At 56.0% G+C, this 24,869-nt stretch carries 18 protein-coding genes and 1 pseudogene; 5 read left to right on the top strand and 14 right to left on the bottom strand.

From position 1 onward, the window contains the following. Positions 1-50: 50 nt before the first annotated feature. The 5 genes from RSSM_RS04760 to RSSM_RS04745 all read right to left on the bottom strand — a co-directional run bounded on the left by RSSM_RS04760 (position 51) and on the right by RSSM_RS04745 (position 6,391). Positions 51-3,659: an efflux RND transporter permease subunit gene (locus RSSM_RS04760; RefSeq protein ID WP_044301146.1), complete on the bottom strand. Its 3,609-nt coding sequence runs from the start codon at positions 3,657-3,659 to the stop codon at positions 51-53. Positions 3,660-3,870: 211 nt separating this feature from the next. Next, entirely contained in the window at positions 3,871-4,221 is a 351-nt protein-coding gene (locus RSSM_RS04755; RefSeq protein WP_008675137.1) for a four helix bundle protein, read from the bottom strand. Positions 4,222-4,278: 57 nt separating this feature from the next. Further along, a complete protein-coding gene (locus tag RSSM_RS34525; protein WP_236620943.1) occupies positions 4,279-5,181 on the bottom strand; it encodes a hypothetical protein in 903 nt (300 codons plus the stop codon). 55 nt (positions 5,182-5,236) lie between these two features. Then, positions 5,237-5,707: an MchE protein gene (locus tag RSSM_RS34520; protein ID WP_008675132.1), complete on the bottom strand. Its 471-nt coding sequence runs from the start codon at positions 5,705-5,707 to the stop codon at positions 5,237-5,239. Between the two features lie 159 nt (positions 5,708-5,866). Next, on the bottom strand, positions 5,867-6,391 hold the full coding sequence (locus RSSM_RS04745; RefSeq protein ID WP_008675129.1) for a hypothetical protein: 525 nt from the start codon (positions 6,389-6,391) through the stop codon (positions 5,867-5,869). A 392-nt stretch (positions 6,392-6,783) separates the two neighbouring features. Here RSSM_RS04745 and RSSM_RS04740 point away from each other — a divergent pair, with 392 nt between their 5' ends. Then, positions 6,784-7,131 carry a hypothetical protein gene (locus RSSM_RS04740; RefSeq protein WP_008675127.1) on the top strand — a complete coding sequence of 116 codons (348 nt, stop codon included), beginning with the start codon at positions 6,784-6,786 and terminating at the stop codon, positions 7,129-7,131. Between the two features lie 131 nt (positions 7,132-7,262). Beyond that, positions 7,263-8,279, top strand: a complete 1,017-nt coding sequence (locus RSSM_RS04735) for a serine/threonine protein kinase (protein WP_008675124.1) — start codon at positions 7,263-7,265, stop codon at positions 8,277-8,279. Here RSSM_RS04735 and RSSM_RS04730 read toward each other — a convergent pair. After that, a complete protein-coding gene (locus RSSM_RS04730) occupies positions 8,258-9,394 on the bottom strand; it encodes a hypothetical protein (RefSeq protein WP_144059575.1) in 1,137 nt (378 codons plus the stop codon). The genes RSSM_RS04735 and RSSM_RS04730 overlap by 22 nt on opposite strands. A 159-nt stretch (positions 9,395-9,553) precedes the next feature. Between RSSM_RS04730 and RSSM_RS04725 the strand changes: the two genes are divergently transcribed. Beyond that, entirely contained in the window at positions 9,554-9,934 is a 381-nt protein-coding gene (locus RSSM_RS04725) for a hypothetical protein (protein ID WP_144059574.1), read from the top strand. A gap of 35 nt (positions 9,935-9,969) precedes the next feature. Here the strand turns inward: RSSM_RS04725 and RSSM_RS04720 are convergent, their stop codons facing one another. The 8 genes and pseudogenes from RSSM_RS04720 to RSSM_RS04680 all read right to left on the bottom strand — a co-directional run bounded on the left by RSSM_RS04720 (position 9,970) and on the right by RSSM_RS04680 (position 20,892). Further along, a complete protein-coding gene (locus RSSM_RS04720; RefSeq protein WP_008675117.1) occupies positions 9,970-11,397 on the bottom strand; it encodes a DUF1593 domain-containing protein in 1,428 nt (475 codons plus the stop codon). A 214-nt stretch (positions 11,398-11,611) separates the two neighbouring features. Further along, positions 11,612-12,549: pseudogene (rbsK, locus tag RSSM_RS04710) on the bottom strand (ribokinase). Between the two features lie 275 nt (positions 12,550-12,824). Further along, positions 12,825-14,258 (bottom strand): DUF1501 domain-containing protein, encoded by a 1,434-nt coding sequence (locus RSSM_RS04705; protein ID WP_008675108.1) that lies wholly within the window; start codon positions 14,256-14,258, stop codon positions 12,825-12,827. A gap of 134 nt (positions 14,259-14,392) precedes the next feature. After that, entirely contained in the window at positions 14,393-16,669 is a 2,277-nt protein-coding gene (locus RSSM_RS04700; protein WP_008675107.1) for a PSD1 and planctomycete cytochrome C domain-containing protein, read from the bottom strand. 93 nt (positions 16,670-16,762) lie between these two features. Continuing rightward, positions 16,763-18,205: a FecR domain-containing protein gene (locus RSSM_RS04695; RefSeq protein WP_008675106.1), complete on the bottom strand. Its 1,443-nt coding sequence runs from the start codon at positions 18,203-18,205 to the stop codon at positions 16,763-16,765. Beyond that, entirely contained in the window at positions 18,205-18,756 is a 552-nt protein-coding gene (locus RSSM_RS04690) for a sigma-70 family RNA polymerase sigma factor (RefSeq protein ID WP_008675105.1), read from the bottom strand. Before RSSM_RS04690 ends, RSSM_RS04695 begins: the two co-directional genes overlap by 1 nt. Before the next feature lie 420 nt (positions 18,757-19,176). Then, positions 19,177-20,040, bottom strand: coding sequence for a haloacid dehalogenase type II (locus tag RSSM_RS04685; RefSeq protein ID WP_236620942.1), 864 nt, complete (start codon positions 20,038-20,040; stop codon positions 19,177-19,179). Positions 20,041-20,145: 105 nt separating this feature from the next. Beyond that, the gene (locus RSSM_RS04680; protein ID WP_008675102.1) at positions 20,146-20,892 is read right to left on the bottom strand and encodes an SDR family oxidoreductase; all 747 of its coding nucleotides are present in this window, start codon (positions 20,890-20,892) and stop codon (positions 20,146-20,148) included. A gap of 552 nt (positions 20,893-21,444) precedes the next feature. Here RSSM_RS04680 and RSSM_RS33045 point away from each other — a divergent pair. Continuing rightward, on the top strand, positions 21,445-21,891 hold the full coding sequence (locus RSSM_RS33045; protein WP_144059573.1) for a hypothetical protein: 447 nt from the start codon (positions 21,445-21,447) through the stop codon (positions 21,889-21,891). A 57-nt stretch (positions 21,892-21,948) separates the two neighbouring features. Beyond that, the gene (locus RSSM_RS04675) at positions 21,949-24,747 is read left to right on the top strand and encodes a bifunctional aconitate hydratase 2/2-methylisocitrate dehydratase (RefSeq protein WP_008675097.1); all 2,799 of its coding nucleotides are present in this window, start codon (positions 21,949-21,951) and stop codon (positions 24,745-24,747) included. Positions 24,748-24,869: the final 122 nt, after the last annotated feature.

Below are 24,869 nucleotides of genomic sequence, written 5' to 3'. Positions count from 1 at the left end.
AACCAAACTCAAGAATCGCGGAAACTGTAAATCCAATCAAATTGTTCGTGTCAGAAATCTTCATTCTTCGATCGCAAATCCTCGATCGACAAAGCTTTGCCGCTGAACTTCCAAAACAATCCCGGGTGAATCAGAAACTCGCAAAACGTCGATGTGGTCAGTCCGCCAAGGATGACCGTGGCGACGGGATAGAGAATTTCGCGACCGGGTTCTTGGCCGCCTAACACCAATGGAATCAGGCCGATGCCGGCGGTCAGTGCTGTCATAAGCACCGGTGCGAGTCGCTCGAGACTGCCACGCATGATCATCTCTTGCGAAAACTCCTCGCCTTCTTCTTTCATCAAGTGAAAGTAGTGTGTGACGAGAAGAATACCGTTGCGAACCGCGATTCCGCCGAGCGAGATGAATCCAACCAAGCTCGCGACGGTCAACGTTTGTTGGGTAATGACCAATGCCAGCACACCGCCGATGAACGCGGTGGGCAATGCGTTCAGGATTTGCAGAACGACTCGCACCGACGGAAACAAAAGCAGCAGCACGACGAACATTCCGATAACCGAAACGCCCGCCAAAACAATAATGAGCTGCGTGGCCCGTTGTTGACTCTCAAATTGGCCGCCGTATTCGATGAAGTAACCAAGCGGCATCTGCACCTGATCGCCGATAAGCTGTTTGATTTCACCGACTGCTCCAGCCAAATCGCGGCCTTCGGTATTGCAACGGATCACGATTCGTCGCCGAGCGTTCTCGCGATTGACCGAGTTCGGGCCGGTGCCTTCGCCAACGTCCGCGACCTCGCGAAGTTCGATCTGGCCTCGTTCCGATTCGCCTTCGTGATGCGGCAAGTCGATGCGAAGCCGTCCGAGGTTTGCGTAATCGGTTCGGTATTCCTCTTCCAATCGCACCATCAAATCGAAACGCCGCTGGCCTTCGAGGACTTGCGAGACAACCTCACCTTGCAGTGCGGTCTGCAGAACGTCGGCAACGTACTGTCGAGTCAATCCGAAGAACGCCAGGTCATCGGCTCGCAATTTGATGTGCAACTCGGACGTTTCCCGGATCGGTTCGACGATCGGCGGCGTGATGCCGGGGACATCTTGAATCGTCGTTTTGATTTGCTCGGCAACTCGCTGCAATGTGTCGAGATCATCGCCGTGAATCTTGATCGCGATCTGAGCGTAAACCCCGGAGACCATGTGGCTGATCAAGTGAGCAAGTGGCTGTTCGACTTCAATGTCAACGCCGGGAACTTCGTCGCTGATCCGTTCACGTACGTCCGCAAGGATCTCATCACGCGGCGTTTCCGATTCCGGGTTCATGCTGAGGATGTATTCACCGAAGTTGACGGGCGAAGCGTGTTCATCCATCTCTGCCCGTCCCGTCCGGCGCACAAAGTGAAGTATCTCACCGTCAGGATTCTCGTCCGTCTTCTGCATGGACTGAAACACCGCGTCGATCGATCCAGAAACTTGATTGGACGCGTCGAGCGACGACCCGGGCGGAAGCGTTACGTTGACTTGGATACTGCCTTCGTCGAAGGGCGGCAAGAAGTTTCGTCCGAGCTGTGACATTTGCAACGCAGCCATGCCAACGGCAATCCAAGTCAATATCAACAGCGTGCGCGGCAGGGCCATGCTTAAACGAATCAGCGGCGTTGCCAAGTTCTTCAGCCCGTGCAAGAGAAAACCGTCGCCTTCACGGTGAGTTGCACGGGATTGCGGTAACAAGTAATACGAAAGCACCGGTGTGACGGTCATCGAAACGACAAACGAGGCCAAAATCGAAACGATGTAGGCAACGCCCAACGGCGTGAACAAACGACCTTCGACGCCCGACAAGGCGAACAGCGGCAAGAAGGAGAGAATCACGACGGCGGTGCCGAACACGATCGAGCTGCGAATCTCCTTGCTTGCGTGGAAGACAATGGAGATTGATGATTGTCGATTGACGATTGCTGAATCTTCTTGATCAATCTTCAATCGACAATTGGCAATCTTCAATCTTCTGTAAATGTTTTCGACGTCCACGATCGCATCATCGACCAGTTCGCCCATCGCGACCGCGATTCCTCCGAGCGTCATGACATTGATCGAAAGTTCGCTACCGCTGAGCATCCCGATCACTCGGAAGACGAGCGTGGTCAGGACTAGCGAAAGCGGAATCGCGGTCAGCGTGATGAACGTCGTGCGAAAGTTCAGCAAGAACAGAAACAGCACGATGATGACGAGTACCGCACCGATCACCAACGCTTCGGCGACGTTGAAAATCCCTCGATCAATGAAGTTCTTCAGCCGGAAGAGTTCGGAGTTGATGATAATATCGGCCGGCAACGACGCTTCGACTTCCGCGAAAGCTTCGGCCACATCGTCGGTTAGCTTTCGTGTGTCGATGTGCGGCTGTTTGACTGTGGTGAACACAATTCCGGGATGGCCATCGACACTGCCGTCACCCCGTTTCAGTTGCGGACCTTCGGTTACTCGGGCGACCTGTTCAAGCAGCACGGCCCGTTTCGGGTGATAGCCGACCGGAATCTTTTTCAGGTCTTCGATCACAACTCGAGACTGCGGCCCCAATCGTCCAAGAACGCGAATCGGTCGTTCGGTTTCACCAGTGACCGCGAAGCCACCGCTCGTATTGATGTTGCTCGCCCGCAATGCCCGTTCGACATCCTGAACCGTGACGTCGTATTCCAACAGAGCGGTCGGGTCGATCAGAATTTGATACTGCTTGCGGTCGCCGCCCTGCATGAAGACCTCGGCGACACCGGTCGTCTTCAACAAACGAGGTCGAATCACCCAGTCGGCGATCGTGCGAAGTTCCAGTTGCCGTTTCTGGTCACTATAAAAATTTGCCGCGTACTCTTGGTCGCCGACGCGAATGGTCGCCGTTCCGGTCAACTGATTTTGTGAGCCGTTGGCGCTAGCCTCGGGCGTTTCCTGACTTCGTGAGCCGTAGGCGCTAGCCTCGGGCATCTTCTGACTTCGTGAGCCGTAGGCGCTAGCCTCGGGCATCTTCGCGACGGAACCCGCGGCTAGCGCCGTCGGCTCACTCAAACGCCACTCAACTCGCTGAGTTTCAATACGTTGCCAAGTCGAAAAATCATGCCGGTCACCAGGCCGCCAAACCTGAACATCAACACGTCCGTCATCTCCGACAACCAGTTCGGCCATCATCGTGGTGGTGCCGACTTGCGCGAGTCTTCCACCACGTGGTCCGTCCTGGCGATAGATTCCGGCGACGACGATCTGCCCCATGATCGACGATGGCGGCGTCATCTGAGGCCGAATGCCGTCCGGCAAGATGCCTTCCAAAGTGGTCAGTCGTTCCTGCACCGTTTGCCGTGCAGCACGAATCTCCGTCGTCCAATCGAATTCGATGTAGATGACGTTCAAGCCGGCGGTCGATTGGCTGCGAACGGCTTGGACTCCGTTGGCCCCCATCAATGCAATTTCGATGGGCTGTGTTACCAACGTCTCCACTTCCTCGGTCGCCAATCCCGGAGCTTCAGTGATGATGACAACGCGGGGCCGATCGAGATCAGGAAAAACGTCAATCGACATCTCGGTAGCGAGGTACGAACCGTACACAAGCACCGCGAGGCTGGCGAAAACAACCAGCATCCGGTAACGAAGGGAAAGGCGAATGATTGAATCTAACATTGAAGATTGTCGATTGAAGAATGTCGATTGGAGATTGGAGATTGGAGATTGGAGATTGGAGATTGGAGATTGGAGATTGGAGATTGGAGATTGGAGATTGGAGATTGGAGGTTGGAGATTGGAGATTGGAGGTTGGAGGTTGGAGGTTGGAGGTTGGAGGTTGGAGGTTGGAGGTTTGTTCAGGCAATCTTCAATCGGCAATCGTAAATCTTCATTCCCTCTTGGCTGTTTTCCTGGATGCGACCATGATTGCTGTGATTTGGTTTGCTTCATCGAGTAAGGCCTCGACTTTTTCTTTTGGCAGAAGGCTGCCTTCGATGATCAGTTCGAGCCAATAGCAACTCTCGTCTGCTTCTTCGATCACGATGCTTAGCTTTGAGACAAACTCAGCTTTTGATCGGCCACGACAGGCTGCTCGATAATTTGCACCGACGGACGTCGCACTGCGAATCAACTGACTACCAATCGGGCGTCCGACAGCATTCTGCGGCAAAGCTCCAACAAGCTTCATCACTCGTAAAGCAAACTGCTTCGTCCGAGTCTTCAATTCCAAATCATTCATCTCTCGTTCCCTGCTCTCGCTCTACCAAATCTTCAATCGACAATCGACATTCTTCAATCAATGCGCAGCATGCACGGTTCCGTCGGGGTGGACGTGTAGACCGGGCTGCTCGCCGCTTGCAGTCTGTGCCTTGAGCACGCGGTTCAGCGAAGCGGCTGCGCTTTGGGCGAGATAACTGCCGGCTCGAATGCTGCCGTCGTTGGCAATCACGATCGATTGGCGATCCTCATGCAAAACGTGGACGGGGAACTGTTTGAACAAATCGCCGTTCTGGCGGAACACATACGCTTCCGGTCCCTCGCGCACGACCGCCGCCGCAGGAACCACAAACACGTTCTCGTATTTTTCAACTGGCACATGCAGCCGCGCTCGTTGGCCCGGACGAAACCGCCACACAAGAAACGACTTGCCTTGTTTTTCGTAGACCCGGGATTGATTGGTCAGTGGTAGGAAGAAATCGAACGTGCGACTTTCCCTGTCGATCGAGTTCGATAGATGTCGAATCTCGAAACGCTGCTGCAACTCAGGCCAACGGCCATCGTCGTCTTCAGCAAACTCGATGCGGATCAGTCGCCGCTCCTGAGCAGCTTGCTCCAAAAACGATGCCTCGCGTTTAAATGCATGGCCGATGACGTAAAGCGATTGATGGTTGGATAGTTTGGCAAGCAGTTGCCCCGCTTGAACTTGCTGGCCCATTTCGACGGAAAGCTCCTGCACTTCGTATGTAAATCCATCGGTCGATTGGACCTCGGTGAGCAAGCTCGCTTGTTGCACCGAATTCGACTTTGTGATGCCCGTCGCGATCGGTGTCGCGATCGCAGGCGGGGCGACGATATCGACCGTTGAAATGAAAGTGCCTTCCTCGATCTGTGCGACTTGGTCCGGAAGCAAACCGCGGGTGAGCAACTCCTGCCGAGCGGATTGAATGAGCGTGTTTTGCCGTTTGATTTCGCTCTTCAAATCAATCAGCTCGCTTCGGGAAACGGCCCCCGACGCCGCCAAACCAGACAACCTGTCAATCCTCGCCTGTATGATCCCCGTTTCCCTGTCGTGCCTTGAACAACTGCGTCTGGGTGGCTTGCAGGTATTCGCTGAACAACCGTAGCGTGAAGAGCCGCTCGCCCGGTCGAATCGTGTCGCCCGGATAGGCATGAATTGCCGTCACCACTCCCACAGCCGGAGACGTCACGCCCCGATCAGAAATGCCCGGTCGATCCGCAATCTCTCCAGGAATCAAAACGGATCGCCAATACTCTTGCGGCTTCGCGGGCTTGGAAACGAGCCCCAAGTTCTTTCGCGCTTGAGGGCTGATCTCCAAGACGGTTTGCTTCTCGGTTGATTTGCCGGTCTCGCTCGCAGTTGCCTCTGCCACGCTCAATTCGCTCGAGCTGACCAAGCGATCGCGAAAGAGCCACAACGCGACGACAACGCCGATCACGATCGCTGGACCGATGAGCGATTTCAGGATTGGTAGAGTGCGTTTCATTTCAAACTCATTCTTTTCACGTAGAGCCGTTGCTCACGACAGACGATGAATACGAGCGCATCAGTCCACGAAAGGACTTAGCGTGTATCACGGGGATCGAAAGAATTCACCAAAGAACGGCACGGCTCAACGCCATGCACATGCGGTGAGCAGCCTCGGCTATAGCCGTAGCGAGGCGGTGAGAAGATAGATCGTTAGCCCGGCGTAGCGGTCGGGCGGATCGGCATACCGACCGCGAACACATTTATCTAGCGAAATCCACCAAACAAGTGGTTCCCAGGACTGAGCCACCGAATCAAATCTCGGTGTCGCAACCGTTCGACTCACAGCTCCATCGACATCCGCCAAGTAGATCGCATCGGAATCGTGGTCCATCGGGACGGAAACCGAAGCAGGTGCCTGCGTTTTGGATTCGGAACTGTCGGACGATTCACCGTTGCAGTGATCATGAACGCTGTGATCATGATCATTGTCCGCGTGATCATTGTCCGCGTGAATGCTGTCCGCGTGATCGTGATCGTCGTTGGCGTGATCATGACCGTGGTGATGCCCACCGGCCAAGTGAATGTGGGCACGAATCGAATGTCCATCTGGTTCAACCACGCCAGTTCCTGCGTGCGAATGAGGCAAGGCATGCCCCAGCACGAACAGAGGAATCAGCAGTAGTGAAACGAGACGGATCATGGACAAAGTCGCAGCGAAGAAATCACAAAGTCATGTAGCATCCTAGTCTCGCTCGATTTCCAAGGAAAGACCGCTTTAGCAGCAATCGACAACGGCCCTGGTCCGCATTCATGCGTGAGAATGCCTAGATGCATCGTCCGTGCCGCCGAGCTTTGAACCCCGGTTGAGGCCGTCCGCAAGCGGTTGGGTAGCTTCCTCCGAGAATCAGCGTCGAACGGGATTCCGTCGCCCCATCCGTGATTCACCTGTCATTCTGTTCTCACGCGTTCACCAACTGTAGGCCTCCTGCGGTTCTTTGCCCGCATTGAGCGTGGGGTTCTGATATGGTGACAACTGTTCCCAGTCTCAACGTTGTTCCCATTCTCAACGTCGCGTATTCCGGAGTCCGTCTCATGCTTGAAATCTTTCTTGTCATCGGCTTGTGCAAAACGATTGGTAAACTGCTCCGCGGCAAGGGACGCAAGCCGTTTTGGATGCAAGTTCTGCTGGTTGTGTCGTGGATCGTCGGTGAGTTTGCTGGAGGAATAGTAGCTGCCATCGTGCATGTGATTCGTTACGGAGAAAATGCGCCGATGGGGATTGGCGTTTATGTTTTCGCAATCCTTGGGGCTGCGTTGGGCGCCGGCTTCACGTTCTTGATCGCCTACCTTTTACCAGCGAATCATCCGCATTCTTCTCTCGAGGTCAGCGGCGGCACATTCGAACGCCATATCGATCCCAACAATCCCTATGCACCCTGAGCGAAACCAAGCACGGTAGCACACGCTTCGGCCGATGGAGTCGCGTGGTGGTGCACGAGACATTCGTCGTCATCGCAACCGAGCCTTTGAATACCGATGCTGTTTTCTTCCACACGTGACTGTTTGTCGACATGATGCTCTCTCTTTCGAACACCGACGTCCAGTTGCCCTCGCCACAACCCGTGGGGCTCGCGAAGTTCCGTGACCTGACCGAAATGGCTCGGGGTGGCAACGGGGTTCTGTATTCCGCTCACGATCGAATCGTTGGCCGCACCGTGGTGATCAAGATGTTGCTGCCCGAACAGCGCCTCGACCGGGCGGCGCGTCGCCGGTTGCTTCGCGAAGCACGCGTGACGGCGCAGCTCGAGCACCCAGGAACGGTGCCGGTGCACGAAATCGGCGAGGACGAGGAATATGGGATTTACTACGTGATGAAGCGTATCTCGGGGGAGAACTTTTTCTCCGTCCTGAGGCAACTCGCCCGAGGCGACGAGAACGTGGCCGCCGCATTTCCTCTGCATCGCCGCATCGAGATTATCCGCGACACCTGCCAAACGTTGCTATTTGCCCACGCTTCTGGGGTTATTCACCGCGACGTAAAACCGGAAAACATTTGGGTCGGCAACTTCGGCGAAGTCACCCTACTCGATTGGGGATCGGCCAAGGTGTGGGGCGAGTCGACGATCGAAAGCGAACAACCTCGAGCCGGACGCGTGCGACGAACGACACCCGATGATAAATCGCAGCAGGTGGAACACGAAGAGACGAACTACGACCTCCCGCCGCTGACGCCTGCGAACCTGTTGATCGGCACGCCGACCTACATGTCACCCGAACAGATCTCCGACCGCAATATCGACGAACGCAGCGATGTGTTTTCGGCTGGGGTTTGTTTGTATGAGGCGATGGCCGTCGCCGAGCCATTCCGCGGCAGAGATCGCAATGAAACGTTCGACAACATTTGCATGCGCCAGCCCACGCCCCCGAGCGAACGTTCTCCCCAGCGGAACATCCCCGAGGAAGCGGACCGGATTGTCTTTAAAGCAATCGCGAAGCAAACAGCGAGTCGGTATCAATCGATGCGTGAGATGATCACGGACCTGGACGAGCTGCTCTTGATCGTCCGTCAGCGAGACGGTGTCGAATGAAGTCGGGCATGCGAACGCAGCTCCTCATGTCGAACTTCCAGCGGCGAAAAGCCTTTCACACTTTGACGCCGAGCGTTGATTTCAATTTTGGAGATCTCTCCGTCTGGTGAACGCAGCGTCGAGGTTAAGATGCCCTGAGCGTTGATAGAGGTCGCGATCTCATGTTCTCGGTATCGCTCACTCAAACCCGTCAACTCTTTCATGAGTTCACCGAACTGCTCATGGAAACCCGCAGACCGGTCCCAGACGTCCGTATCGTAGTTGTAGAACGACAGCGTTTCAGCGCCGCTCAACATGGCTTGGTAGGCCATGACTCGCAATTCACCGATTTCGGGCAGCTTGTTTTTGGGCGGATGAACCCACGTTTGTAAAATGACAACGAGCGGAAGCTCGCGACCGGCGATACGCATCACTTTTCGACTCCGCTGCATGATGAAGTAAACGTCGTCGAGTGGTGCTTCGTGGATGTCAGGATACGGCATGATTCGCATGACATCCGCGGCACGATAGAGCAGTGAGTAGTAGCGAAGTTGCTCGTCGGTCAGCGACGCCATTGGCCCCCAATGCGAAATCTCGATTCGGGTGTGGGGATGCTCGTGCCGAAAGAGCGGCAACAGACGCTCATACATATCGATATAAAACTGAAAGTGCGTCGTTGGAGCGTTGCGTTCGGGTTCGTCCTGGATGCTGAAACCGATCAACGAAACAGGTTCCACGGCGCGTGCCCATCGTAGCCCTCGATCGATCTCTTCAGGATCCGTATCCTCCGACCACCAATTGCCCAGCACGACCTTCAACCCAATCTCGGTTGCCGCAGAGTGGAGTTTGACGCGGTCGAGGATCACCTGTGTGAATCCCATCTCTTTCAACCGACGCAAATCCTCGTCCGAACGCGGGCAGTACATTTCAAATCGTTGCGTGATGCGTCCCTTGACCGTCGGACCAATGAATTCGGCGATGTCCTTTTCACGGAGGTCAGTGGGATCTTTCGAAGAAAGAGGCAATCCCACGCTAGGCGACGTTGGCTTCTGAACTGCCTCCTGATCTGCGATGGTCGTAGGCTCCTGAGCGGAGACAAATGCACCACCGCAGCAAACGGCTGAGAGGAAAAGCAAGCGGATATGTTTGAAAGCGAAAAGCATTCGGCACACACGGAGAGGAAACTTCAATCTAGCGAGCCCCATCATTGCTTCCACTGACGCGGATGGCAAACGAAAGCCAGCGGGATCAATTTGGCATATAATCACGTGAGCCAAGAACCTAGGAGAAGCGACGTGTCCGACCGATACAAGATCAATCCCTACACGCCATCCTACGTTCGTGCGGCGAAACGATGCCCGATCGTCGATGCCTCACCGACCAGTTTCCGGTTCGGATTGATCCCCGCAACGTTACTTGCTTTCGCCGCATTTGTGACGTTCGCGTACGCGTCATTGGTCGTACCGAACGTCATCAGAGACGCACGAATCGGCTACGATGCCCAGTACCTCGTTTGGGCATCGGTCTTGCCTGGGGCTCTTATCGGTTTCGCATTGGTATGTATGAATGCGGCGAAAGAGTTTCTTGGCGGTCGATGGAAACAAGGAGTGACAACGCTGTGGCTTGCTGCCGGGTTTGTTGTTGCCGCTCTTTGGACGATTCTCACCAGGATGTGAGCGACGTTTAAAACCGGTTTCCACGACAAAACGCATTACTTCACCACATTCACAATGACTCGGTGATAGCGCGTGAGTCTTGGTGATCCGTGGTCGGTCACCGCGACAATCACATGCATGGTTCCAGTGCCGGGCGGCATTACGCCGTGAATCGGCACACGGAAGCTTGCTTTTGCTTGATCGAACGCATCAATGGATACGGGTTGACCGGTGGTGCTGCGGGCACACAAAAACGTTCCGGCTTCCGCGTAGTAGAACCATTTAAACGACAACGCGTCACCGTCGGGATCGGTGGACGGTGATGCATCCAATTCGATCAGATCACCCATTTTCGCGGTGATGCGATCGGCGTGATTCAGCTTCACAACCGGCGGATGGTTGGCGTCCTCGACCGAACGCATCGTCCAGTCCATTCGTGCGGCAAAATCGTTCTGATAGGCTTCCCGCCATCGCCAAATGGTCGCGTGATTGGAGTCATGCCAACGTCCGTCGACACCCACGACTTCGTCTTCCGCATCTGTCCAAACCGGTCGCGTCTCTTCCTGCAAGAACCACCTGCGATACCGCGGTTGGTAGAGTTCATAGCGACCGCCCCATCCTCCCCAATCGGGATGTTCCGGATCACTCAGACCGTTGCGAATGAGGTTCAAATACGATGGTGTGTCACCTTCCATCAGGTATTCCCAGCGAGGGTACAGTTTGCCCAGCGGCCCTTTGCGGCGAACGTTTCTATCCAACCATTCATTGGTCACCAATGAGAAGTCGGCCCCGTCGCATCTCGCGTGAAAGTAATCACCGCTGATACCGCTCCAGGTTGCATGGTGATAAGCCCCGCCGGAATGGAAACCAGGACTGACGACGTAGAACAGATCCGGAAAATTGGCTCGCATCCACGGTCCCGAATCGTCTTGGTCCGAAATCGCGTAGACGCGAAGCTTGGAAACAAACTTGTCGAGTTCTTCCTTCGAACGCGATTCGCGAACTTTCCAAAGCGACTGAGCGAGAACACTGGGCCCACCCCACGCGGTGACCCAAATCGGACGCGGATCGTCACTGTCGACGGCATCGATCAGTGCGTCCGATGCGGGTGAGTCGTTGCCTTCGCCGACACCTTGCATCCCATATTTTGGCAAGCCCTCGCTCACACGATCCAGCAAGACCTCTGCGGTCGGAAACCCGGCTTCATGCTTTTCCAAATTATCACGAACTTCACCGTACGCCTTCACGATCTGGCGAATTTGATCCGGCCCCACGCGGTGTTGTTGGTGAACCGAAGTCGTCGCCGCCAACCCCTCGATGTCGATCTGATTCGCGTACACCAACAAACGGACCATCGACATGGCATCGTCGGGTTCGTTTCCGATGTCGGTGAGCACAAACAGCCGCGGTTTCTCGGCCGATGCTTGCAGGCAAATCGCCCAGCCGATCACTAGGAGCAGAAACAAACGAGTCATTCGGTTCATGATGAGCTTACTTTCTCAGTGCAGTTCAAGATGCGTTCAACCAGTGACCAAAGCGTTTGGTGGTCTTCGAGATGAGTGTACCCGTTTCCGATTGGATGTTGGATGCCATCGACCGGATCCAACGCGGGCACGATTGATGGCGCGTCCGTTGCGATTGAGGCAATGTTAAGCGAACCACAAAGAATCATTGGGAAGGCGAAACTCCTGATCTGCTTTATTTTGCCAACCATTGTCGGACTTCCTGTTGAGTGGGAAACGAGGTTTGCGTTCCCATCCGAGTGACTGAGATCGCGGCCACGATCGAAGCGTTGTTGGCTGCTTCGACTAAGCTCAAACCTTCACTCAGCGAAACCGCCAACGCTCCCGTGAACGAATCGCCAGCACCGGTGGTGTCCACGGCGTCGACCTTCTGCGGAGCAATCGGTTGCAACCCTGAGTCATCGATCACCAACACACCGTCACCGCCCAATGTCAACGCGACTTGCTTGACTCCGCGTTCGCGAAGCAACTCCGCCGCCGACACAGCGTCCTCGTCGGCCTCCACCGGTCGACCGACCATCTCTGCGATCTCGGTCTGTTGGGAACACAAACATCGCACAACGATAGCAGTTCGTCCGTCACCAACTCGGCGGGCGCCGGTGTCAAAACGGTTCGCACTCCAGCGGCGCGAGCAATGCGGAACGCTTCGATTGCCGCCTCGACGGGTGTTTCCAATTGGCACAACACCGCATCCGCTCGTTCGATCACGGACCGTGCCGACTGAACGTCGCCCGCCGTCAATTTCGCGTTGGCACCGGCGACGACAATGATGCAGTTATCCGCGTCGTCGTCGACCATGATCGCGGCCGTTCCCGTCGGGCAATCGAATTCTCGTTCAACATGCGACACGTCGATTCCGTCGGCGGTGTAGGCGTCCAATGCCTGCTGGCCAGACCCGTCGTCGCCCACCTTGGCAATGAACGCAACCTCCGCGCCGAGACGCGCCGCCACAACAGCTTGGTTGGCACCTTTTCCTCCCATGCCCTGATGCAGCGAACGACCTGCCAAGGTTTCACCCGGCACAGGCAATCGGGGAGTGCGAAACGTCAAATCCACATTCGCGGATCCAACAACAGCGATGCGGCTACGCTTCACGAAAGAACCTTCAGGCATTTCGTCATCCTTGTCGGTTGGACGATGGGGACGAATGCCAACGAGGTTGCTGGAACTAAGTGTTCTCAAACCGGCCTCGTGAGCGCCCGATCGCTTTCCAAACCCGGCAGTATAGCGAACCGCTTTCGCGCTTTGTTTACACACTGAAGCGATGCGAGGCTGCGAAGGGAAGTACCTATCGGAACCTTATCAGCCGATTGCCGCTGGCCGCGGTGAACACGAGAATACCAGAGCTAATCCCCGTCGACTGATTTGCCAGATTGTCTAGATCGGTTCTATGCAAGAATCTTGTGAGCCACTTCGCCGTGGACATCTGTCAGCCGAAACGCGCGACCTTGATGACGGAAAGTCAGACGCTCGTGGTCGATGCCCATCAGGTGCAGCACCGTGGCCTGCAAGTCATGAATGTGGATGCGATCGGAGGTGACGTTGAATGAGAAGTCGTCTGTCTCGCCGTACACTCCCGGCTTCACTCCACCGCCCGCCATCCACATGCTGAAACATCGAGGATGATGGTCGCGGCCTGCGTTCGGTTTGCCAATCTCGCCTTGAATCACGGGACTTCGCCCGAACTCACCACCCCAAATCACCAACGTATCATCCAACATGCCCCGGCGTTTGAGATCCTTGACCAGAGCCGCGCTGGCCTGATCGGTTGCTCGGCAGTATTCCTTCAGTTTGGAATCGATCGAACTATGGTGATCCCAACCGGGATGGAACAATTGAATGTGTCGCACACCACGTTCAGCGAGGCGACGGGCGAGCAAACAGTTGGCCGCGAAACTTCCCGGCTTTTTCGAATCCGGACCGTACAGATCAAACGTCTCTTCGGCTTCCTCTGACAGATCGGTGAGTTCGGGAACCGACTGCTGCATGCGATACGCCAATTCGTATTGAGCGATTCGCGTCTGGATCTCCGGATCACCAAACGCGTCGTACTGGATCGCGTTCATCTCCTTCAGCCGATCCAACATGCCCCGCCGCACGTCACGCGGGATCCCGGGAGGATTGTTCAAGTACAACACCGCGTCTTTCTCGGACCGCAGCATCACGCCTTGATGCTTGCTCGGCAAAAAGCCAGGCCCCCAGTAGTAATCATAGAGCGGTTGCCCATCTGCATTATCGACCTTCGACGCCAACACAACAAAACCGGGCAGATCCTCGTTCATGCTGCCGAGCCCATACGTCAACCAAGCTCCCATGCTAGGACGCCCTGGGATTTGGTGACCGGTCAACATGAACGTCATCGCCGGGGCATGATTGATTTGATCGGTCGACATTGACTTGACCAAACAAAGATCATCGATGATCGATCCCGTGTGCGGCAAATGCTCGCTCAGCATCACGCCGGACTGACCGTACGGTTTAAACTTGTGCAGACTGCCATGGACGATCTGCTTTTGATTCGCGGTCATCCCGGTGACGCGTTGACCCATGCGGATCGAGTCGGGAAGCTCAGTTCCGTTGAAACGTTCGAGTTGCGGTTTGTAGTCAAACGTTTCGATCTGCGACGGTGCGCCGGACATCGTCAGGTGAATAATGCGTTTCGCCTTGGCGGGAAAATGGCTGCCACCAGACAAGCCATCCGCGAACGCAGATCCGCTCATCCCCAACCGTGCCAACGCCGCCGCACCGATACCGAGCTGTGTCGCGCCAAGAAAGTGCCGCCGCGAGAGATGCAATGGGTGAGCCGTTGGTTTGTTTGACATGGTTTATTCGAAAGTGCGATTGAGTTGTCAAAGCACGTAGCCGAGTCTCTCCGAGACTCAGACAACAATTCGTTCAAATCGATAGGCCTGAGTCTCGGAGAGCCTCGGCTACGTGATGTTACGCAAAAATATCGTCAAAAGTGACTGAGCGATTCATCGGTGTTCATGACCAGCAACACGGCGTTGGTCAGAGCAGCGTGAAGAGCCGCGTTGTGGTCGCCCGCAGGAGTCTCTCCGAAGCGAAGCAACTGCTCGGCTTGCTCGGGATGTGTCTTATAGTGCTCGATCGTTTCGGTGACGAAAGTACTGAGCATTTTGTGTTCGGATTTTTTCAGGTCTCGCAACAACACACGCTGTGACACCGCGTTCAACGCTTCGGCAATCCTCTCCGAATCACCTGATTCGTCTCCGCCAATCCACTCCTGCGAACCCGGCAATTCACCGGCCAACATCTTCCCGGCCAACACCCGCGCGGCTTCCACAAAGGTAACGTCGTTGAGCGTCACCAACGCGTGCAGCGGTGTATTGGTTCGCCTCACTTTGACTTCGCAAACCCGTCGTGGACTGGCGTCAAACATGTTCGCGGGCCCCGTCGTGCGTCGCCAAAACGTGTACAGGCTCTTTCGATACAGTTTGTCACCGGCATCAGCCTCGTAGCGGATCTTGCCAGCCGTTGGAGTGAACCAAATGTTCTCGGGTTGATAGGGACGCACCGAAGGCCCAAACATCTCGGGATTCAGCAAACCCGAGACTGCCAGGGCTTGATCCCGCAGCATCCATGAAGGCTGACGAAAACGAGCACCGCGGGCCAGCCAAACGTTGTCAGGATCTGTCTTGCGAGCTTCCTCATCACACGCGGAAGACTGACGATAGGTTGATGACGTGACGATTTGTTTGATCAGGCGTTTGACGTTCCATTCATGTTCACGAAAGTCGGCAGCCAACCAATCCAACAATCGCGGATGGCTCGGCCGGGCACTCTGCACACCAAAGTCTTCTTGCGTCGTGACGATGCCGCGACCGAAGAACAGTTCCCAGTAACGGTTCACTGCCACGCGAGCGGTCAACGGATTACTGTCGTCAATCATCCACTCGGCCAGCCCCAAACGATTGGGCGGCAGGCCTTCCGGTGAGGGCAGCGACGCCGGCGGCGCGGGCGTGACCTCACGCGTCGGTTGGTCCCAAACACCGCGATTCAAGATGAATGTCTTGCGTGGCTCGCCTAAGCGATCCTTCAGGACCGCGACTCGGATTTTGTTGCCTTTGGGAAATCGAATGAGGTGGTGCTTTGTGTTGGCTTGGTATCGCTCGGCTTGTTGGCGATCCTCCGGAGACACCTCGAGTTCCAAGAACGGTTTGGCATCGTGGCCGGCTCTGCCTGATTCATCGACGTTGTTGAAGTACGCAAAAAAACGGAAGTAATCTTCTTGGCTCAGCGGATCAAACTTGTGATCGTGACAGCGGCAACAACCGATCGTCAGTCCCAAGAATGCCGTCGCGGTTGTTTCGGTTCGGTCGGCAACGACTTCGATCCGAGTCTCATTCGGATCCACACCACCTTCACCGTTGAGCACGTGATTGCGGTTGAACCCTGTCGCGATTTTTTGCTGCTCGGTTGCGTTGGGCAGCAGATCGCCGGCGGTTTGTTCTAACACAAATTGGTCGTAGGGCATGTTGTCGTTGAACGCCCGAATTACCCAGTCGCGCCACGGGTATTGTGTGCGGACTTGGTCGAGCTGATACCCATCACTTTCAGAGAACCGAGCCACCTCCATCCACACCGAAGCCATCCGTTCGCCGTAGTCGGGCGACGCGAGCAGCGTATCCACCAACGTTTCGTAAGCCGCGTCGAGGTCATCTTCGGCGGCTGTCAAAAACTCTTCCGCGACGTCGGCGCGCGGCGGTAATCCGGTCACATCCAAAGCAACCCGGCGAAGCAAAACTCGGGGATCCGCTTCGGGCGACGGCGTCAACGACCTCTCGTTCAGTTTGGATTGGACGAACGAGTCGATCGCGTTCCTGCCCCAATCGCTATCGATGCAGGGAAGTTCCGGTTTTTCGATCGGTTCAAACGCCCAATGGCCTGACCAACTCGCCCCCTGTTTCACCCAATCAACCAGCACTTGTTTCTCGGCCGGCTTGAGTTGGCGATGGCTTTCTGCGGGAGGCATCTGCTCATCGGGATCCTCCGCAACGATCCGCTGGATCAAGTAGCTATCGTCCGGATCACCGGCCGACACCATCGACAGCAAGTCGTCCTGCGTGTCCAAACGAAGACCCGCCTCGCGAGTATTCTCATCAGGTCCGTGACAATGAAAACACGCGTCCGACAAGATCGGCAAAACGTCGGCACCAAAGTCAATTTGCGACTGCGCGACCGCGGTGGCTGCCCCGTGCCAACAGACAATCATCGCAAGTGCGCATGCGAGCCGCCCGGTCGCACGGGAATGGCACATCGGTATCGTTCTTAAGTCCTGAATTCGCATCGTTGCTCGAGCGTCGAGTTACTGTTCTTCGACCAAGCGGTCGGGCACCAAACGGCCGGGCACCAAACGGCCGGGCACCAAACGGCCGGGAATGGACACCGTGTCCAAACCGATCCAACTCCATCGTGGGTCTTGATAAGTGTCGATCAAGTCCAACACGTAGACTTCATCGGCGGGATCATTCCGCGTTGCTGCCGCCAGCGTCGATTGTGAAATCTCGACCGGGGCCCACTCATAAAAATTGCCCGGTCGTCGGCGAACGCTACACAGGTACCGGCCATCACGAACGCGGCGCAGTGCCAAACCGAGGAAGCCTTCCCCGTCGGCTTGATCGGGCAATTCATGCACAAAGTCGGGAGGCGTCTCGGCGTGCCCACGACCACCGGTGATGAACGCGGTGATCGGTCCGTCGTTTGAGTTCAGCCGAAACGGAGGCGATGTCAAACGCAGGCTCGACATCGAATCGCGAAAGTGAAACGGCAGCGGCAACACTCGCCCTTCACCCGATTGCGGAGCAAACTGCAACGGGTTGTCGTGGAACGATTCGACCTTGTCTTCGGCGGCAGGCAATTTCACGAAACCAACCAGCGTCTCGTACCGGCTTTGTCCCGCCGTGAGGTTGCTCGTCGGTTGGTCGCCACGGTCCGCGAAAACACCGGTTTGCGTTTGCGTCCATGCTTCGTCATTCGAATCGAAATCAAATCGAATTCTCGAGGAAGCAGCCTTGGCCGGTTTGCCAAACAAAGATGGCTGGATCGAAATCGGTTCATAGCCGGCGTTATTGGGATGGTTCACACGAACCGCTTTGCTGGCGCCGACCATGGAGGAAACACCATCGAGCGGCAGCACGACTTCCGCCTGGCCCTCGAACACGTGCAGTTCCGTTTGCAACTCGTCCACCATCACACCGATCTCGGTTCCATGATCGACCACGTCGCCGTTGGGCGTGACGACTCGAAACCCCGTCGCTTGTGGCGGAACGTTCGCGGTTAACAATCCGGATGTCAACGAAAGTTGGTTGTCCCCGAGCGTTTGATACGCGGCCGGTCCACGCAGCCGAACCTGCACACCGCTGGGCATTTCGAACTCGGCGTTTTGTCCCTTCGCCAACACAACCCGCGGCCCCGTCACAACGCGCTCCGCCCGACTCGATGAAGGGGAGTCGCTGGTTTGCAAAGACCACCAACCTGCGACAAAGACCAATGAAGCGGCGATTGCCAACACCGCCGTCCGCCAGGCTCTTGTCTCGGTCGCTTGGTTGGCAACATGCGCTAACGGTTTCGCGATGGACTCCTCATCATGATGTTCTTGCGACAACGCATCGAGCGCCATCGCGTCGAGATACTGATCCAGCGAAGCTTCGTCTTCGCGGAGCAGTCGTTCGAGTTCGCGTTTCTCCTCAGCCGACAATTCGCCGTCTTGAGCACGGCTGAGCAGTGATTCCCACCGGGGCGTTTTCATCAGGAAGCCTCCGCAGCCAGACGCAGGCGAACACACTTTCGCAACCGTGTTCGTACCCGCTCGAGGTTTTTCTTGAGCGTCGGATAAGTCAGGCCTCGCTGGGCGGCGTAGTCCACCAGCGATTCTTTGCTGAAGTAACGCTGCTGGACCAACTCGCGCTGCTCAGCCGTTAAACCCGCCAAGCAGTGCCGCAACGCCTCACGACGCTGGTCCATGTCGTCCGCCAATTCCGCGGCTCGGGACGCGATTTTTTCGATCAATGCGTCGTCGTCCAATGTCATCGCTCGATGGGCAACACTACGTTTCCGCCACGCCATGACTTGCAATCGGGCGACCGTGGCCGCCCAGGCCGGGAAGCTGGACCCGGGTTCGAACGTCGCTCGTTTTTGCCACAGAACCATGTTGGTTTCTTGCAAAACATCGTCGCCGTCGCTGTGCCCGGAGACGTAGCCCGGCACCATGCTTCGGATGACCGCGCGCAGCATCGGCTGGTGTTTCGCGATCAACGCCACCATCTCGTCGTCTTCGATTGTTGCTTGAGAGCCTGCCATACACCCTGAAATAGTCGCGGCCGAGCGAAGGTGACAATGAATTTGAAATTTCGTGCAAATTCGTTTGCAAGCACGCGTTCGCAGGCTGTTGATTTACCAGCCCGACGTGCAACGGGCTGTTGACCTATTCAAGAGTCAACCTGTTTTCGTTTAACCGGTAGCCGTAGGTGACGTGCAGTGGCAAGTAGGTCGCCTACGGCTGCCCGTTAAAAGAATAAATCAACAGCCCGGCAAGCGAGGGGTTGTTTGTGGTCCCTCGCTTCCGCGTCGGGCTAGTAGCTCAACAACGCGTTCAGCGCAGCGTTTTCAGCGGTGACCGGCGTGGGCACAACTCAGCGGGAGCGAAGGAAGAGAAGATCGCCCGCGAAAGAAGATTGGCAGCTATTTGGATGGATCGCTCCGAGTCTCGGAGAGACTCCGCTACGTGGGGTTATCGTGGTTTTGTGCCAGTTGGTCCGCCAACTCATTCAGGTCGGCAACGATCATGTCGGGCTTGCTGGCGTTAGGGTACAGTGTCTTGCCCGGTCGTTTGATGAACGCAGTTTGCAAGCCAGCGTTCTTCGCACCGGCGAGATCCCATGCGTGGGCCGCCACCATCATTGCGTCGCCCGGCTTCACGTCGAGGTCGCGGAGCACATGAGCGTACGTGGCCGGGTGCGGTTTGAACTTGCCAACAGCGTCGACGCTGTAGCGTCGCTCGAACAATTCGGTCAGCCCCGCGTTTCGAAACTGTGCCTCCACGCCGGCCGATGACGAATTGGTCAAGCTGACAACTCGGTAGCCAGCTTGCTTCAAACGATGGATCCCTTCGATTACATCGGGGTGAGGAGGCAACGAACGAATCGTTGGCACGATCGCCTGCTTGGCTTCCTCTTCGGTCAGCTCAACGCCCTGCGACTCGGCCACCATCAACAACGCGGCGGTCCCGATCTCACCAAAGTCGTGATACTGATCACTCAGCGTTTCCACCAACGAGTAATGAAGCATCGTCGAGAACCAAAACGGCAACAGATCTTCGCGGCCGCCCAATGCCTCGCCCACCGAGGTTTTCAACGGAGCAAGATCCAACAACGTTTCGTTGACATCGAAGATCAACAGTTTCGGCGTTTCCATTGCGTTCTCAGAAGTGGGGAGTTGATTGGAGGTCGCGGTGGGTGTTTCCGCGGTCGCAATCGATGCGCAACCAAACACACCGACAACGAATACGATCATGAGCAGTGACTTCGCCACAGCGAACTCCAACAAGTGTGCGGGTTTAGACTCGGTCTCAAACGGGTAATTCATGTCAGCTCCGTTTCCGCGTAGTGGATCTTGTGAAAGATCCTCATGCAGCGGGATCTTTAACAAGATCCTCTACCACCTACCCGAAAACCAAACTGCGTCGGAACGCTAGGCCGGTGACTCTTCCATCGACGTTTCGACCACTTGCTCGGCAAAGCTTTGGTAAGCCGAATTGACTTGGACCGCCATCGGGTCCGGCCAGACATGAAATTGACCGTTGGCGATCGCATCGAAGATCGCGATGGCAACCACCTCGGGCGAAGCGGCTTCGTCAAAACCGGCGTCCGACCCCATGTCGGTATCGATTGGTCCTGGGTGCACGCTGACGACCTGCGTGTTTTGTTCCTTCAACGATTCACGAAGACTCTGCGTGATCGAGTAACTGGCCGCTTTCGATGCGCAGTAGGTCGAGAAGTCGGGGAAGGCTTTCACCGAAGCGACGCTGTTGAGTTGCACCAATGCTCCGCCACCGTTAGCTTTCAAAACCGGAGCGAAGGCCTGTGCGACTCGCATCAAACCGTAAACGTTCGCGTTCATTTCGAACTGCAGCGTTTCAACCGCCTCGGGATCCAATGCCTTTTGCAAACGCAAAACACCCGCGTTGTTCACCACCACGTCGACGTCCGTGGCCGTCTTCGCCGCATCAACGATCGACTGCGGGTCATCCAAATCCAAGTGAACCGCCACGACCTTGTCACCATGTTTGGCAACAAGATCATCAGCCGACTCCACTCGCCGAACCGCCGCATAAACCTTGCTAGCGCCGCGAGCGAAAGCTTCCTCGAGGATCACCTTCCCGATGCCTCGGTTGGCACCTGTGACCAGAACCACTTTCTCTTTTAAGTCGAATCCCATTGTCTACTTCCTTCGTATGTTGCTGTGAATTTGAATGATTTGGTGTGAGACTTCGATTCCAGGAGCCGTCTCAGGGCGGCTTTCAACGACACCGGAGTCGCTGGGCTGCTAGCGGACTGCGGCGGAGCACCTCGTTCGGACCACTATTGCCCCGGATCAACCTTTTGACAAAAGAGCGAGCCTTGACTTCACCGAATGCACAACCCTTGATGAACACATCCCGGAGCACATTCCGATCCAAACCGGACCTCGGATCGAGTGGCGCCCGTCGCTGATCCGGGCCATGACTGTTGTTCGTTCGTTTTCGTGTCAATGAACTTTGCACGGCAGCCTGTCGTCGAGGACACTTCAACTGGGGTGGTGTCCGCCCGCCGTTTTGTGCGCGTTTGGGGTGTTATCTTCCGTTATCCGGCCCAAAGGTCGGCATCACGTTCGAGCCGGCCCATCGGGGCTACCCTTGTTTGGTAAAACTATTGACAATACGATCGGCCCCTGAATCTTCAGAAAGTCTGACGCGGAGTACGCCATTCGTGCCGATAAAAGACCAAAGCAATGCTGGAAAATGACTTAGCACGCTGTCCGTATGGGGAAATGCCCCTGCCGGAGAGAATACCGCCGGCGGTCGCCGCGAGACGCTTGTCTCGGACACCCGAACGGGACCTCCCGACAGCCAAGCGAGTGATCGCTGCCGAACCAAGTCATCTTCCCTTTGTCGCCGGCCTTTTTGTCGATACTCGCCGGTCGCAGCACAAAGGGATCCCAGCGGGTCAAATCGGACGCCACCTTCCACGCCGGCGAGAAAGGTCACTCTCGCAGGACACACCGATTGACGCGACTGAGTCGTTGGCGGTTCGAGAACGCCACGCGCGGCGGGGCCGGGTGCCGAAGAGTTGGGTTCTGTTTGACCGCGTCGATGGCGACTTCCTTCTGCTTCACGACACCTCTTTTGACCAATACTCCAGCGGTGATTCCGGCTTGCTTTGTCGTGCCAATCTGTGATCACGCTAGTTGATAATACTGACACAATTCTGACACCTTTTTTGAGATGCTGCTGATATGAGTGCTTACGCCGCCTACCTTGACGAAATCGAAGAACGCAAGAAGGAAGGTCTTCACCCGAAGCCGATCGATAGCGCGGAGTTGACGAGCGAAATCATCGAGCAGATCAGAACCCCCGATCACCCTCACCGTGAGGACTCGCTGAAGTTTTTCATTTACAACACGTTGCCTGGAACAACGAGTGCGGCGGGCGTGAAGGCCGAGTTCCTCAAAGAGATCGTTCTCGGCGAAGCGACGGTTGCGGAGATCACGCCTGAGTTCGCGTTGGAACAGTTGTCACACATGAAGGGCGGCCCTTCGATCAAGGTGCTGCTCGACTTGGCGCTCGGCGAAAACGAGTCGATCGCCAAACAGGCCGCCGAGGTTCTCAAGACGCAGGTCTTCCTTTACGAGGCCGACACGTCACGTTTGGAAAAGGCGTTCAAAGAAGGCAGCGAGATCGCACGTGATCTTCTCGAAAGCTACGCCAAGGCAGAGTTCTTCACGAAGCTTCCTGACGTTCCCGAAAAAATCGACGTGGTGACTTACATCGCGGGAGTGGGTGACATCTCGACCGACTTGCTTTCACCAGGCAGTGAGGCTCACTCACGCTCCGACCGCGAACTGCACGGGAAGTGCCTGATCGATGCGAAGGCGCAAGACGAACTGGTCGCGTTGCAAAAGGAACACCCAGACAAACGCGTGATGCTGATCGCCGAGAAAGGCACGATGGGCGTCGGGTCGTCGCGGATGTCGGGCGTCAACAATGTCGCGCTCTGGATCGGCAAGCAAGCGAGTCCCTATGTGCCGTTCATCAACATCGCTCCCGTGGTTGCCGGTACCAACGGCATCTCGCCAATCTTCTTGACCACCGTCGGCGTCACCGGCGGCATCGGCATCGACCTGAAGAACTGGGTAAAGAAGACCGACGCCGAAGGCAACGTGGTCGTTGATGACGAAGGCGAACCCGTGCTCGAGCAAGCCTATTCGGTCGACACCGGAACGGTTCTGACGATCAACACCAAAGAGAAGAAACTCTACAACGGCGACAAAGAACTGATCGACATTTCGAGTGCGTTGACACCTCAAAAGGTTGAGTTCATGAAGGCAGGCGGATCGTACGCCATCGTGTTCGGCAAGAAACTGCAAACCTTCGCGGCCAATACGCTCGGAATTGATATCCCTCCCGTGTTTGCGGCATCGAAAGAGGTTTCTCACGAAGGCCAAGGACTCACCGCCGTTGAAAAGATTTTCAACAAGAACGCCGTGGGCAACACTCCCGGCAAAGTGCTTCACGCCGGATCAGACGCTCGTGTTGAAGTCAACATCGTCGGTTCGCAGGACACCACGGGTCTGATGACATCGCAGGAACTCGAGATGATGGCGGCGACGACGATTTCGCCGATCGTCGACGGCGCCTATCAGTCCGGATGCCATACCGCGTCGGTTTGGGACAAAAAGGCCCAGGAAAACATTCCCAAGTTGATGCAGTTCATGAACGACTTTGGTTTGATCACCGCTCGTGATCCCAAAGGCGTTTACCATGCGATGACCGACGTCATCCACAAGGTGCTCAACGACATCACGGTGGACGATTGGGCGATCATCATCGGTGGTGACTCGCACACGCGGATGTCCAAGGGCGTCGCATTCGGTGCGGACTCGGGAACCGTGGCGTTGGCCCTCGCGACGGGCGAAGCCACAATGCCGATCCCGGAATCGGTCAAGGTCACCTTCACCGGCGAGATGCAAGATCACATCGACTTCCGCGATGTCGTTCACTCGACGCAGGCACAGATGCTGCGCAAGTTCGGCGGCGATAATGTCTTCCAAGGTCGAGTGATCGAGGTTCACATCGGAACGCTCGCTGCCGACCAAGCGTTCACGTTCACCGACTGGACCGCAGAAATGAAGGCCAAGGCCTCTATCTGCATCTCGCAAGACGACACGTTGATCGAGTCACTGGAGATCGCCAAGAGCCGAATCCAGATCATGATCGACAAAGGCATGGACAACGATAAACAGGTCCTGCAAGGTCTGATCGACAAAGCAGACGAGCGAATCGCCGAGATCAAATCGGGCGAGAAGCCTGCACTCGCTCCCGATGAGAACGCAAAGTATTTTGCGGAGATGGAAGTCGATCTTAGCGTGATCGACGAGCCCATGATTGCCGACCCCGACGTGAACAACGAAGACGTGTCGAAACGTTACACGCACGACACGATCCGCGACCTCACGTTCTACGATGGGCAAAAGCACGTCGATCTCGGCTTCGTCGGATCCTGCATGGTTCACAAAGGTGACCTGAAGATCGTTTCGCAGATGTTGAAGAACCTCGAGGAAGAACGCGGAACGGTTGAGTTCAAAGCACCGCTCGTGGTTGCCGCACCGACCTACAACATCATCGATGAACTGAAAGAAGAAGGCGACTGGGACGTGCTGCAAAAGTACTCCGGTTTCGAGTTCAACGATTTGCTGCCGAAGAAAACGGCCCGCACCGAGTACGAAAACATGATGTACCTGGAGCGACCGGGATGTAACCTCTGCATGGGAAACCAAGAGAAGGCCGCCAAAGGCGATACCGTCCTGGCGACATCCACCCGATTGTTCCAAGGTCGCGTCGTTGCCGACTCGGAACGCAAAAAAGGTGAATCGCTGTTGGCCTCAACGCCAGTCGTCGTGCTTTCTGCGATCCTCGGACGAACGCCAACCATCGATGAGTACAAGGCCGCAGTGACCGGAATCAAACTCACCAAGTTTGCTCCGCCCACCGACGGCATGAACGCTCGCGGACCAGCGAACCTAGTGACGCTCTAGTATTTCGACGCAGCCAAATTCCCGGGTATGCCGTAGTGGATCTTGTCAAAGATCCTCATGCAGCAGGATCTTTAACAAGATCCACTACCCGAAGACCAATCGTAGGCCGGACAAGCGCAGCG

The organism is Aporhodopirellula sallentina SM41 (assembly GCF_000346505.1).
GTDB lineage: Bacteria > Planctomycetota > Planctomycetia > Pirellulales > Pirellulaceae > Rhodopirellula > Rhodopirellula sallentina.
The sequence above is the reverse complement of the archived record's forward strand: the minus strand, read 5'-3'. Positions and strand labels throughout refer to the sequence as shown.